The sequence below is a fragment of the Psychrobacter glaciei genome, assembly GCF_014652895.1.
Classification (GTDB): Bacteria; Pseudomonadota; Gammaproteobacteria; order Pseudomonadales; family Moraxellaceae; genus Psychrobacter; species Psychrobacter glaciei.
Genome location: NZ_BMZR01000002.1, coordinates 105,227 through 118,411 on the forward strand (window position 1 = coordinate 105,227; position 13,185 = coordinate 118,411).

Annotated in this window: 9 protein-coding genes; 2 read left to right on the forward strand and 7 right to left on the reverse strand. The window is 46.4% G+C overall.

Features of this window, described 5'->3' with window-relative positions; all coding sequences use genetic code 11:
* Nucleotides 1–91: 91 nt before the first annotated feature.
* The 3 genes from IE130_RS05235 to IE130_RS05245 all read right to left on the reverse strand — a co-directional run bounded on the left by IE130_RS05235 (nt 92) and on the right by IE130_RS05245 (nt 5,552).
* Nucleotides 92–4,093, reverse strand: a complete 4,002-nt coding sequence (locus IE130_RS05235) for an AAA family ATPase (RefSeq protein WP_189582775.1) — start codon at nt 4,091–4,093, stop codon at nt 92–94.
* 77 nt (nt 4,094–4,170) lie between these two features.
* Nucleotides 4,171–4,698, reverse strand: a complete 528-nt coding sequence (locus IE130_RS05240; protein ID WP_189582778.1) for a hypothetical protein — start codon at nt 4,696–4,698, stop codon at nt 4,171–4,173.
* 50 nt (nt 4,699–4,748) lie between these two features.
* Nucleotides 4,749–5,552 carry a sulfite exporter TauE/SafE family protein gene (locus IE130_RS05245; protein WP_189584070.1) on the reverse strand — a complete coding sequence of 268 codons (804 nt, stop codon included), beginning with the start codon at nt 5,550–5,552 and terminating at the stop codon, nt 4,749–4,751.
* 195 nt (nt 5,553–5,747) lie between these two features.
* Here IE130_RS05245 and IE130_RS05250 point away from each other — a divergent pair, with 195 nt between their 5' ends.
* Together IE130_RS05250 and IE130_RS05255 are read left to right on the forward strand one after the other, a co-directional pair.
* Complete coding sequence (locus tag IE130_RS05250) at nt 5,748–6,755, forward strand: biotin--[acetyl-CoA-carboxylase] ligase (RefSeq protein ID WP_189582781.1); 1,008 nt, start codon at nt 5,748–5,750, stop codon at nt 6,753–6,755.
* A gap of 81 nt (nt 6,756–6,836) precedes the next feature.
* Nucleotides 6,837–7,559 carry a pantothenate kinase gene (locus tag IE130_RS05255; protein ID WP_189582784.1) on the forward strand — a complete coding sequence of 241 codons (723 nt, stop codon included), beginning with the start codon at nt 6,837–6,839 and terminating at the stop codon, nt 7,557–7,559.
* 125 nt (nt 7,560–7,684) lie between these two features.
* Here the strand turns inward: IE130_RS05255 and IE130_RS05260 are convergent, their stop codons facing one another.
* The 4 genes from IE130_RS05260 to IE130_RS05275 form a co-directional block, all read right to left on the reverse strand.
* A complete protein-coding gene (locus IE130_RS05260) occupies nt 7,685–8,872 on the reverse strand; it encodes an isovaleryl-CoA dehydrogenase (RefSeq protein ID WP_189582787.1) in 1,188 nt (395 codons plus the stop codon).
* Nucleotides 8,873–9,076: 204 nt separating this feature from the next.
* A complete protein-coding gene (locus tag IE130_RS05265; protein WP_189582789.1) occupies nt 9,077–9,997 on the reverse strand; it encodes a hydroxymethylglutaryl-CoA lyase in 921 nt (306 codons plus the stop codon).
* 191 nt (nt 9,998–10,188) lie between these two features.
* Entirely contained in the window at nt 10,189–12,306 is a 2,118-nt protein-coding gene (locus IE130_RS05270) for an acetyl/propionyl/methylcrotonyl-CoA carboxylase subunit alpha (protein ID WP_189582791.1), read from the reverse strand.
* Between the two features lie 60 nt (nt 12,307–12,366).
* Nucleotides 12,367–13,176: an enoyl-CoA hydratase/isomerase family protein gene (locus IE130_RS05275; protein ID WP_189582794.1), complete on the reverse strand. Its 810-nt coding sequence runs from the start codon at nt 13,174–13,176 to the stop codon at nt 12,367–12,369.
* Nucleotides 13,177–13,185 lie beyond the last annotated feature (9 nt).

Sequence of the window (13,185 nt, forward strand, 5' to 3'; positions counted from 1 at the left end):
AGGTCAAGCTTATTTTCATTTATGCCAATTGATTGATTATATTTGCATCTCGCTGATTCTCATAGCACTTTTAGTATCAGATTTTTGAGTCTTAGCTCTCTACATAACGCGCGGCTTCATCTAGCGAGACGCTGACTAATGTAGAAATACCTGCGCTTGGCATAGTAATGCCTTTTAGCTCGTCAGCAATCTGCATCGTCAGTTTGTTATGACTGATAAAAATAAACTGTAAATCATCTGCCAGCTCATGAATCAAACTGGTAAAGCGTTCGACGTTGGCATCATCGAGCGGCGCATCGACTTCATCGAGCACACAGAATGGTGCGGGATGCTGCTTAAATATCGCAAAAATCAAGCTCAGCGCAGTGAGGGTTTTTTCGCCACCCGACAGCACAGCTAGGCGACTATTACGCTTACCCTTAGGCTGTGCCATTAAAGTAAGCCCTGCTCGCCATTGCTCTGACTTGTATTTGTCAGCGGGGATATTGGCTGGCATATCGTCTGTGTTCAATGTCAAACTAGCTTGACCACCACCGAATACTTTGGCAAATAAATTGGCAAGCTCAGTATTGACCGCATCTAGCGTCTGCATAAACAGGTTCTTAGTCGTCTCATCAATAGACTCAATCGCTGCTGTCAACGTCTGCATACTAGCCGCAATATCTGCTGTCTGCTGCGCCAATGGCTCTAGGCGTTCATTGACCTCAGCCAACTCTGCCACTGCGGCGAGGTTGACTGGGCCAATTTTGCTTAGCTGCTGCTCAAGCTTGCTACGCTCAGCCTCAAGCTCAGCGATTTTGTCTGGACGTACACGGCGATCATGCGCAATAAAATCCGCGAGTAGGTTTGAGACACTCATCATTTGTTGCTGATGCTGCGGGTGCTGTGTTGAATGCGACTCCGATTTATATTTATGGCTCACCTTATAGTACGCTTCTAAAGCGTCATGAGTATGAGTACTCGCATCATCCAAACGCGCCATGCTTAGTGCCAACTCGGTGGCATGATTCGCAAGTTTACCCTGCTGAAATTGTAACGTATTTTGCACGCTATCCAACGCTGTCTGCTGCTGAGCATAGTCTTGTTTGAGTGCAGCCAATGCAGTATCACGCTCGGTCAATAGCACCTGCTGCTTATCTCGTGCTGTCTGCGCAGTTTGTAATAATGCTTGCAAGTCTGGTAGCTTATTCTGCTGCTTCTGATGACTTGCTTTTAGCTGCTGCTCACTCTGTAGCAATTGGTCATATTGCACAGTCGCCCGCGCAAGGCTACTGACACTATGCTCTAAGCGCATCTCGCTCTGCTGGATACGCAGCTGCAATGCTTGCCATGCATCATCATCGGCTTGGCGTGTACGATTTAGCTCACTGCGCTCAGCCTGTAGTTGCTGACTGGTCGCACGGGCATCAGATATTTGCGGCGTTAACGCTACTATCTGACTTTGAATATCTTGCTGCTCATGAGTGAGCGTTTTTAACTCTTGTTCTAACTCTTGTTGCTCTTGCTCAAGGGCAGATTTGTCCGCCATAAGACGCTGGCTATCTGCTTGTAGACGCTCAGCATTGGCGCGCTGAGTCGTTAGCTGCTGCTGATATTTATGTTTATCACGGGTGAGCTGATCCGCTTGTGCACGGGTTTCTTCTAGATTGACCGTTAACGCATCATAGTCGCGTTGATTCTTTGCAATGGTCTTTTGCGTTTCTTGTATTTTGGTTTCAAACTCATCTAGCAAATCTTCTAATGCTTGCAAACGGCTGCGCTGCTGCAAACGCTGTGTTAAAAACTGGCTATTGCTCTCACCTTGACTATCTTGCTCACCTGTAAACTTACTCAAATTAATCGTACCCTGACGACTGATGAGCCAACCGTCTGCGGTTAACAAAATAGCTGACGATGGCAATGCTTTTAAGATACTAGCAAAGTCTTCAAGAGTCTGCTGATTGCTCACTTCTGATTGCGCAATATACAAGTAGCACTGCTGCCAAAGCGCCAATGCTGGCTGCTTAATCAGCTGTGATAACGGCAAGACTTTATCAATTAAGCTGTCTGGTAAATGATTGATAAATGGCGTTGTAGCTACCTCATTCTTAGCAGGTAACCACAAGCTATGACCACTCTCTATTGAAGACTTATATTCTCTATTAGCCTGCTCATTTTGTGCTGTCTGATAAGTAACGATATCCGTTAGGTCACTCTCAAGCACTTGCCATAAGCTGTTCGCTTCCTGAGAAGCATCGTTCGTATTATCAACGTTTAATTGATTGGATTGGTTAGAGAACAGTACATGACTATCTAGCCATAATGCCAAGACACTATCGAGTAATGCCGCGTGCTGATGCCCTTTTTCACTCAGCTCAATCTGCTCACGTAAGGTGGTAATAGCCAACTCGTTATAGCGATTGACGACATTGCTTTCCGAGCTATCGTCTAGATTATCCGCTGTAGAGACAGAGGCTTGCTGTTGATTTTGCGGCGTAGGTTTTGGATGCAATATCTGATGCAGGGTATCATACTCACTGGCCAATACCGCGTGACGCTTCTCATGCTCACTCAACTCACGCTGCTGCGTATTCAAGCGCTGCTGTAAATCATGCGCTTGCGGTTGTAGTTCCGACAGACGCTCATCGACGCTGTCTTGTTGGCGCTCTATCTGCTGCAACTGTTTGTTTAGCTCTGCAACTTGCGTCTCTAACGTCTGCTGTAGATTTTGTGCGTCCGTTGGCGCTTGTTCATCAGAGCGCTTATCAGAGTCCTTATCAAAACCCTTATTATTGCTAGAGGTTGATAGCGACTGTTGTAATTGCTGCCATAGATTTTGCCAGTTTTGCTGGCGGCGCTGCCATTTGTCATGGTTCTGCTGATGGCGTTTTTGCGCTTGGCTATTAATGGCTTGCTGCTGCTCAAGCATGCGCGCATTATCTTGCAAGCGTGATAGCTGGTTTTGCGCGTCATGCCATGCGCGTTGTAACGGTTGCTCATTGCGTTTATGCGCGTCACGTTTACCCGTCAACTCACTGAGCTGTGGACGCAAATCTACCAAGATAGCCTGCTGCTCAGCTTGCTCGGCTTTTAATCGATCAATCTCGCTCACTGCTTGCTCACGCTGCTGATCCAAGCTCGTGAGTTGCTGCTCAATCACATTCAATTGTGATTTGGCATCGCTCAGCGCGTGCTCAGCTTGTTGATAGCCTAGCTGCTGCTGATAGTGAGCGCTTTGGGCATCGTCCTTGAGCCATTGCTCTTGGTTAATGTGCGTGGCGAGCTTATCTTGTTGCGCTTTTAGCGTCTCATATTCGGCTTGCAATGTAGCAACTTCGGCGGTGCTGCGCTCATGGGCTATTTTTTGCTGCTGCTGCGTATGCTTGGCTTGGTACAGCTGCTGAATGGCCAGTTTCTGCTTGATATCAGCAAGTGTTAAGGCCAATTCTTCATAACGCTGCGCACTGGCGGCTTGCTTCGACAAGCGCTTTTGTTGGCTGACCAGCTCGCTTTGCATGTCATGCAGACGTGCTAGGTTTTCTTGTGTTTTTTCTAGCTTCTTTTGCGTTTCTTCACGGCGCGCTTGATAGCGAGACACCCCTGCGGCCTCTTCAATGAACTCACGCAGCTGCATGGGACTAGATTCGACAATACGCCCAATCATGCCTTGTTCAATCACCGCATAACTACGCGCACCAAGCCCTGTGCCCAAAAACACATCGACCACATCACGGCGACGACAACGTGTGCCATTGATAAAGTAATCCGAGCGCCCATCCTTATTTACCTGACGGCGAACAGACAGCTCTTGGTACAGGTTAAACTCATGACGAATGCCGGTATGCTCATCTTGCGTATGCTCAAACGTCAGCTCGACACTGGCGACACTTTTGGCAGCTTTATCTTGCGTACCAGCAAAGATGACATCGCTCATCGCGCCGCCACGCAACTGCTTGGCAGAGGTCTCACCCAGTACCCAGCGAATGGCATCAATCACGTTGGATTTGCCACAGCCGTTCGGCCCGACAATAGCAGTGATACCATGGCGAAAGGTAAAAGTCGTTGGATTGGCAAAGGATTTGAAGCCTGCCAGCTTTAGAGATTTTAAACGCATGAAGAGTCAGTAAACTTAGCAAAAACAGGCGGCTATTCTACCTGAAATTGTAGTGGGTTTTTAGGGTTTGTGAACTGTTAGGTATAGTCTGATTTATATTTTTGAATCTCACTATATAATTCATCATATCTTTCATCAAACTTTACTTTTAGCGACTCCAAGTTATCTGAATTACTATTTGTAGAGTTATGATGGCGATTATATTGTGATACGAATAACGGATTCGCTACTTCTAAGAACCTCTTGCATTCATCAACTAATTTAGGAAAGTAGAGCACAGTAATTACCTCTATCTGTCCGCCTTTCTCGATAAACTCATTGATATTAATTTGCCTTGTTCCTTGCTGCTGTACATTTAAATCTAATGATCTTAAGATCATAGAAAAATCAATAAGTCTAAACACCAAGTCTTCATACTTTTGTCTTAGGAAAATTTGTTGCTCATAATCATACTCAGTTTTTTGCTTAGCAAGATTATGATCGTGGTCAGAGTTCTGTTTTTTAGTATCCTGCTTATACCTTTGAACATTCAAAAAGTAGTTTGCTACAAACGAAACTCCTCCTCCAGCTATCACACCGATAACACCAGCTATTAATGCGTCCACTCATATTTCCTAAAATTATGTCATCTAAAGTAGACGGAAAATTGGTATCCTTAAATCACCCCAATCCCACTCAATAATAACTGTCCACCAGCAAACACTAACAACACGCCAAACGCACGTTTAAGCATCAGCGCAGGCAATACATGGGCGAGCTTGGCACCGACTTTTGCCATCGCAAAGCTCGCCACTGAGATGCATAAAAATCCCGTGATATGGACAAAGCCTATCGTGCCCTCAGGTAGGTTGACCACGTCTTGACCAAACCATGCAAACCCTGCCGCGCCAGCCAATGCAATCGGTAGACCGCACGCCGCTGACGTGCCGACTGATTGTTTCATCGGGAGTCCCGCCCAGTTCAAAAACGGCACGGTCAAACTACCACCGCCAATACCAAAGATAGACGACGCCATACCAATACCTGTACCAGCACCAAACTGGACACCAGCAGAAGGCAATGGCTTGCCCAACTGTTCTTTGTTAGAGAAAAACAGCATCTTAATCGCAACCAAAAGCGCACCGATACCGATAATGGCTTGTAGTACCTTGCCGTCAATCATGTCCGCAACACCCGCGCCCACCAGACTACCGACGACCAAACCCAGTGCCATTTTTTTCCATACTTCCCAGCGTACACCGCCGCGCTTATTATGAGCAGTGAGTGAGCTAATCGAGGTCACAACGATGGTCGCCAGTGACGTACCAATGGCCAAATGTGTCACGACTTCTGGCGAAAAATCATATGCGGTAAAGATCCAGACCAGTGCGGGCACGATAATCATGCCGCCGCCAACGCCAAACAAGCCAGCACTTACGCCAGCAAACGCCCCTGCAATCACAAACCACACATATAGCATCATCGAATTAGCCTTTTATCTTGCTTGTATTTTGAACGGTATTTTTATCTTACTGATTTGCCTGTTTATGCACTTAGTGGCATCTTCTTAATTGCATTTGCCAAATCACACCCCAATCTTTATGCTGTCTGTTCGCGAAAACCGTCCAGTATATCAAAGATTATCCCAGCGACATTACTCAAGTAGAATAAACTTATGCCGATACTTAATCAATCATCTCACTCTGTGTCTGAGTCATTAACACTTGAGCATTTACCTGAGCTGAATCATCGCCATCTTACCAGTAGCGCGTCTACGAATAGCGAGCTAATAGCGAACGTACAAAATGGCACATTGAATGCGACCGAGATGCACCTGCTAACGGCTGAAACCCAAAGCGCTGGTCGCGGACAACACGGACGCTCATGGCAATCACCGCGTGGCAATGTCTACCTGTCTCTCTATCATCCTGTTCACATACCGGTTAGTGGCTTACTGTCATTAATCATCGGTGTAGAGCTGGCAAAAATGCCTGTCATCCAAATGCTAAATGAGCAATTGCACACGGATGGGCTGACGCCAATCGGTGTGAAGTGGGCAAATGATTTGGGCTTTTACCAAAGTCAAAATCAAAGCCAGAATCAGCCTCAAAGCCAATCTGCCTTAGATAGCGCTGATGTGCATAATACGGAATTAGACCAGCAGACGCTGCCGTTTAATAAACTTGCTGGGATTTTGATTGAACCCGTATCGCAAGCAGGCAAACTGGTTGGTTTGGTGATAGGTGTGGGTCTCAATGTCCAAGCCACTCCCACGCTAACTGCGCAAACCTCTGAAGGCATGAGTTATCAAGCCATCAGCTTACAAGATATTGCTGAGACTCTACAGCCAAAAGCGCAGGCTGCCAGTCTACCGAGCTTACGTGTGCTCTATCAGCAAATGAGTAAAGCGTTAATGGCTGCTATGACGCGCTTTGAGCACCTAAGTATAGAAAAGCCAACGGGACATCGTTATTATCTGGACAGCTTTTTGAAGCAGTTTGACTCGATGGATGCACTGAGCGATCTACGATTACGTGTGACCCAAGAGCATAACGGTCAAACGAATATACTCACAGGCCACGCTTGTGGTATCGATACACATGGATGTTTGCAATTGCGCCAAGATAACGGTAAGATTTCTGCACTTTTCACCGGACGCATCGACGTTATTCAAACGACTTAATCGTTTAATCAACGAGCACTAAAGTGCAGTAGCTATCAGGATAGGATGTTGATAATTGCTGCGCTATATAAAGGGAATTTTATGCTCTGGCTTGATCTTGGAAATACCCGCCTGAAATACTGGCTCACTGATGATATCGGTCAGATAGTCACACATGATGCCAAACAACATTTGCAGGCACCAGCCGAATTGCTGATGGGTCTGACGGATCGCTTTGAGCGTTTTGCTCCTGACTTTATTGGTATCTCATCTGTACTAGGTGACGAGCTGAATGCCAAGGTATCAGAGACCTTAAGCCGTCTAAATATTCCGTTTGAATTCGTCCATGTCGATGCCGCGCATGCGCTGATGAAGAGTCAATATAATGATGATCAGCTCGGCTGTGATCGTTGGTTACAAATGCTAGGCGCAGTCGATAAGAAAAAGCGTCAATGTGTGATTGGTTGCGGTACAGCAGTGACTATTGATTTGATCGATCACGCTGAGCATTTGGGTGGTTATATTTTCCCTAGTATCTATCTGCAACGGGAGTCGTTGTTTTCTGGTACCAAGCAAATCACCATCTCTAATGGGACTTTCGACAGTGTCAGCCAAGGTGTGACCACACAAGATGCGGTACATCGCGGCATACTATTATCAATCGTCGGTGCAATCAATGAAATTAGCCATCGCCATCCTAACTTTGAAGTTATCATGACGGGTGGTGATGCAGCCATTATCTCGCAGCATGTTAATCGCCCTGTACGCCTGCGTGATGACTTGTTATTAAATGGTCTGGCACGATATTTTGATCATAGTAAATAGCCAGTAGCAGGTATTATGAGCTTTCATAAGTTAGAAAAAAAAGCAGTACGTCTGAGGCGTACTGCTTTTTTATTTTACGATCAGAAAAGAGTTAAGGTCTTGCTAGTTACTGCCCTAATCCTTTCTTATTTAGTCTCGTTAAACAACTCACGACCGACTAACATACGGCGGATTTCACTGGTTCCTGCGCCGATCTCATACAGCTTAGCATCACGCCAGTAGCGACCAAGTGGGTACTCATTGGTATAGCCGTTACCACCAAATATTTGAATACCCTCGCCTGCCATCCACGTGGCTTTTTCAGCACACCATAAAATCACACTGGCACAGTCTTTACGTACTTCTCGACTATGACCGGCACCGCGGGCGTCCAACATATCGAGGTTTTTACCCACGGTGTACAAGAAGCTACGACCTGCCTGCAATATCGTATACATGTCTGCGACTTTGCCTTGGATAAGCTGGAACTCACCGATGGCTTGTCCAAACTGCTTACGATCATGGATATAAGGCACGACATTGTCCATCACTGCTTGCATGATACCGATAGGACCTGCGGCCAATACGGCACGCTCATAGTCTAGACCACTCATCAATACCTTAACGCCTTCATTGAGACCGCCTAAGATATTTTCACTCGGCACGGTGACATTGTTAAAGGTCATCTCACCCGTATGGCTACCACGCATGCCGAGTTTATCCAGCTTTTGTGCTGTGCCGAAACCTTCCATGCCTTTTTCAACGATAAAGGCTGTCATGCCTTTGCCGCCTAGCTCTGGATTGGTCTTGGCATAGACCACCATCACATCCGCATCTGGGCCATTGGTGATCCACATTTTGCTACCGTTTAAAATATAGCTGCCGTCTTTTTCTTCAGCTCTGAGCTTCATACTGACCACATCTGAGCCAGCACCAGTCTCACTCATAGCCAATGCACCGATGAACTCACCGCTGACCAGCTTTGGCAAGTACTTTTGTTTTTGTGCTTCACTGCCATTACGTTTGATTTGGTTGATACATAGGTTTGAGTGCGCACCATAGCTCAATGCTACCGATGCCGAAGCACGGCTAATCTCTTCCATCGCGACCATGTGTGCGACGTAGCCCATGTTAGAACCGCCGTACTCTTCAGGAACGGTAATGCCATGTAGACCGATGTCACCCATTTTTTGCCATAGATCCATAGGGAACTCATCGCTGCTATCAATCTCGGCAGCACGTGGGGCGATTTCATTGGCTGCAAACTGCTGTACCATATCGCGTAGGGCATCAATATCTTCGCCAAGCTGAAAATTCAATCCAGGTAAACTCATAACCATTCCTTGTGTTTTGATATTTTTAAATTTCGAATTTCAATCTGTTTTTTAAAACCACTGTAACTGTATTTATAATGTCATTTTTGAAGTCGTAGTCAATTCAATGTGAAAGTCTGACAAGGCAACCGAGTGTCGATATATATTGAATATTTCAAGCGAGGTTAACGCTGTCATACTTTTATAGTGGATTGACTATACTCATTAAGACTGGCGTTTATTGATGATGGCACGTGCCACGTTTGAACCATTTGGACGCTTTAAGAACGCACTGATACGCTCGCCTGCCACGACCAGTTTATCCAAGTCGATACCAGTGTGAATACCCATACCATGCAGCATATACACGACATCTTCGGTCGCGACATTACCCGTTGCGCCTTTGGCATAAGGACAGCCGCCCAGTCCAGCTACCGAGGTATCAAACTCACTGACACCCATTTGTAGTGCGGCTAGCGTATTACTCAATGCCTGACCATAAGTATCATGAAAATGACCCGATAGCATAGAGATATCAGCATATTCTAATGCAGCTTGTAACGCGCGCTGCACTTTGAGCGGTGTACCAACACCAATGGTATCAGCGATGCCAATTTTCTCTGAGCCAATCTCTATCAGACGCTTGGTCACATAGGCTACTTGGCTTGGATCAATCTCGCCTTCATAAGGACAGCCGACCGTACAAGAAATCACGCCTCGTACTTTGATCCCTTGCGCTTTTGCTGCTGCTGCCACTGGTGCAAAACGTTCGATACTCTCGTCGATACTACAATTAATGTTTTTTTGACTAAAGGTTTCACTAGCTGAGCCAAAAATTACTATTTCATCAGGACGATGCAAAATAGCGTTTTCAAAACCGCGCATATTGGGCACTAGGACTGAATAGCAAACCTCCATCTGCCGCGTAGGCGCTAGCGCGTCAAGCAGCGCGCTATTATCACCCATTTGCGGCACCCACTTTGGCGAGACAAAACTGGTCGCTTCCAGCTTTTTGACACCTGCCGCAATCAAATCATTGATAAGCGCTTGCTTAACCTCAGTCGGTACCGTCGTTGACTCGTTTTGCAAGCCATCGCGTGGACTGACATCAACGATGGTGACGTGTTTTGGGTATGCATTTTTCATACTTATCATCCTTTTTAATGCTGGCCTTTCTATAGTCGATTCAATTTAAAATAATACCGTATTGCTGGGATAGATTTTGCGAAGCCTCTGGAGCGCGAAGCGCACAGCAAGCGAGGAAAATGTATACCAGCAGAAAGCTATGTTGAACGTACTTCTTTTATATTGCACTGACTATATTATTCTTCCGTCAGCTATTCGCTTTCACTATCGATGCGTAATAGCTCGTCACCATCAGCAACCAAGTCACCTGCTGCAAATAGCAATTCTGCCACAACCCCATCCGTCGGCGCAGTAATGGTATGCTCAATCTTCATGGCTTCGATGACTGCTAACGGCTCACCTTTTTTCACGGTATCACCAACCGCCACTTTAAAGGCAACAACCTGTCCTGGCATCGGCGATTTTAAACTGCCGACCGCTGCGGACTCTTCGCCTACGTGCGCCATGATATCAACAAGCGTAATCTCGTCACGACCACTGTCTGTGAACACATAAACGGTCTCATTAAGTACCCAACTTTGCGCGCTAGTACGTGCACCATCTAACCATAACGTATGATTATTTTCGTCACTACTGGCATAGCTCACCTGACCTTCATAGACTGTTTCGGTCTGAGCAGCTATGTTAATATTGTCATTATCCTGCGTGTTAGCGATTTCTTTTTCAATAACGAGCGTAAAGCTGCTGAGATTTTCAGTGCCTTTTTTACTATCAGAACAATTCGCATTATGCCAATTGCTCAGGCGAGCCGTATAAGCATTCTCATCATAAACCAAGCTGAATGAGCGAGTGTAATCGTTATAAGCACGGAAGCCAGTAGGTTTGCTAAATGGATCGATATCTGACGCTTGCGTCGCCATCTCGCTCGCAAGCTGACGAGCAATGGCGGTCACAACTAGCGTGGATAAAGCTAAAGGCTGCTGATTAAAAATCGCATCACGCTCGTGCTCAATCAGAGCAGTATCGAGATTGGCTTTGCTAAAAGACTCTGTATTTAAAATATAGCGTAAAAATGCCGCGTTATTCGGCAAACCCACGATACGCGTTTGCGCAAGTGCTCGATCGAGCTTGGCTAATGCTTGCTCTCGCGTCGGCGCATGAACGATGAGCTTGGCAATCATAGAGTCATAAAACGGGCTAATCACATCACCTTCGCGCACGCCATCATCGATACGTACACCAGTACCGTCTTTATCAATCATAAAAGTGCTGTGTTCAGGTTTTTGATACGTAAACAACGTACCTGTCGCTGGCAAGAAGCTATTGTCAGGGTTTTCGGCACAGATGCGTGCCTCAATTGCATGACCGTTGATAGTTAGGTCCGCTTGGGTTTTTGGCAATGGCTGACCTGCCGCGACCAACAGCTGCCACTCGACCAAATCGACACCAGTGATCGCTTCACTGACTGGATGCTCAACCTGCAATCGCGTATTCATTTCCATGAAATAAAAATTCATAGAATCTTCACGCTGCTCAACGATGAACTCGACCGTGCCTGCGCCAACATAATTGACCGCACGAGCCGCTTCGATGGCAGCCGTTCCCATCGCCTCACGCATCACAATATCAACGCCCGGTGCGGGCGCTTCTTCTAATACTTTTTGGTGGCGGCGCTGTACGGAACAATCACGCTCAAACAAATGCACATAGTTGCCATGCGCATCACCAAATACTTGAATTTCGATATGACGTGGTTTCAGCGCGTATTTCTCAACCAACACTTTATCATCACCAAAGCTGGTAATGGCTTCACGGCGACAGGAGTCTAGCAAGTCAATAAAATCGCTGCTTTTTTCAACGATACGCATGCCTTTACCGCCGCCACCTGCACTGGCTTTAATCAAGACAGGATAGCCAATAGAGTCTGCCTGCTGCTGCAAAAATTCTGCATCTTGATTGTCACCATGATAGCCCGGTATCAGCGGCACGCCAGCTGTTTCCATCAACCGCTTGGACTCAGACTTGCCGCCCATGGCGCGGATAGCGTCGGCTGAAGGTCCGATAAATACCAGTCCTGCATCCTGACAGGCTTGCGCAAAATCAGCATTTTCGCTCAAAAACCCATAACCCGGATGAATCGCTTGTGCGCCAGTCTCAAGCGCTATCGCAATAATGGCATCGCCTTTTAGGTAGCTGTCTTTCGGTGCCGAGCCGCCCAAATAGATAGCCTCATCACAGACAGCCACATGCTTAGCTTCACGATCCGCATCAGAATAAACAGCGACGGTGCTGACACCCAGACGCTTGGCAGTCGCGGCTACTCGGCAGGCAATTTCACCACGGTTGGCGATTAGAATTTTAGAAAACATAACTATCCCTGTGTCTTGTCATTGTTATTTGACGTCTTGTCTATTTACCCATTTATATCGTTAGTCTGCTGTCAGCCAATCAGGCTTACGTTTTTGCAAAAACGCTTGTACACCCTCTTTGCCTTGCTTTGATGAGCGGATATCAGCGATACCTTTGACCGTATCGGCAATCAGTTCATCTGTAATAGGCGCACCAGCAACATCGTGTAATAGCTGCTTGCAGGTTTTGACCGCATCAGGGCTGTTTTTAACGACCTTATTACAGAACGCAGCTACTTCATCACTTAGCCACTCTTCGCTAACACGCTCATGGATAAAGCCAAGCTGACGTGCTTTTTTGGCATCAAATACTTCAGCACTTAAGACATAACGCTGTGACGCTCTAGCGCCTAGTGCTCGGATGACATAAGGGCTGATAGTGGCAGGTGCCAACCCTAAACGCACTTCGCTTAGGCAAAAATTTGCAATCTTAACGGCGATAGCCACATCACAGACAGCCACTAATCCCATGCCACCTGCATAAACATCACCTTGAATAGCTGCGACTGTTGGCTTCGGACATTCATAAATAGTTTTGAGCATTTGTGCCAATTTGTCCGCGTCTGCTAGATTTTCTTCATAGCTATAATCCGCCATGGCCCGCATCCAATTCAAATCAGCACCTGCACAAAATGCTTTGCCAGCAGCTGCTAGCACAATGACACGTACATTATCATCAGCACCAAGCGTACTGAATGCATCGGTTAGCTCAGCAATCATTTCATCGTTAAAAGCATTGCGTATCTCAGGGCGGTTTAACGTCACCGTAGCAACGTGCTGCTCCACTTTAACCAGTAGACTTTTATAATTTTTATCACTGTCTTTTTGCATAACTTTCTC

What these genes read in the sequence shown, in the direction of transcription:
- IE130_RS05255 (WP_189582784.1), top strand. Translation starts at nt 6,837, where the DNA reads ATGCTCTGGCTTGATCTTGGAAATACCCGCCTGAAATACTGGCTCACT.
- IE130_RS05275 (WP_189582794.1), bottom strand. Translation starts at nt 13,176, where the DNA reads ATGCAAAAAGACAGTGATAAAAATTATAAAAGTCTACTGGTTAAAGTG.
- IE130_RS05235 (WP_189582775.1), bottom strand. Translation starts at nt 4,093, where the DNA reads ATGCGTTTAAAATCTCTAAAGCTGGCAGGCTTCAAATCCTTTGCCAAT.
- IE130_RS05265 (WP_189582789.1), bottom strand. Translation starts at nt 9,997, where the DNA reads ATGAAAAATGCATACCCAAAACACGTCACCATCGTTGATGTCAGTCCA.
- IE130_RS05245 (WP_189584070.1), bottom strand. Translation starts at nt 5,552, where the DNA reads ATGCTATATGTGTGGTTTGTGATTGCAGGGGCGTTTGCTGGCGTAAGT.
- IE130_RS05260 (WP_189582787.1), bottom strand. Translation starts at nt 8,872, where the DNA reads ATGAGTTTACCTGGATTGAATTTTCAGCTTGGCGAAGATATTGATGCC.
- IE130_RS05250 (WP_189582781.1), top strand. Translation starts at nt 5,748, where the DNA reads ATGCCGATACTTAATCAATCATCTCACTCTGTGTCTGAGTCATTAACA.
- IE130_RS05270 (WP_189582791.1), bottom strand. Translation starts at nt 12,306, where the DNA reads ATGTTTTCTAAAATTCTAATCGCCAACCGTGGTGAAATTGCCTGCCGA.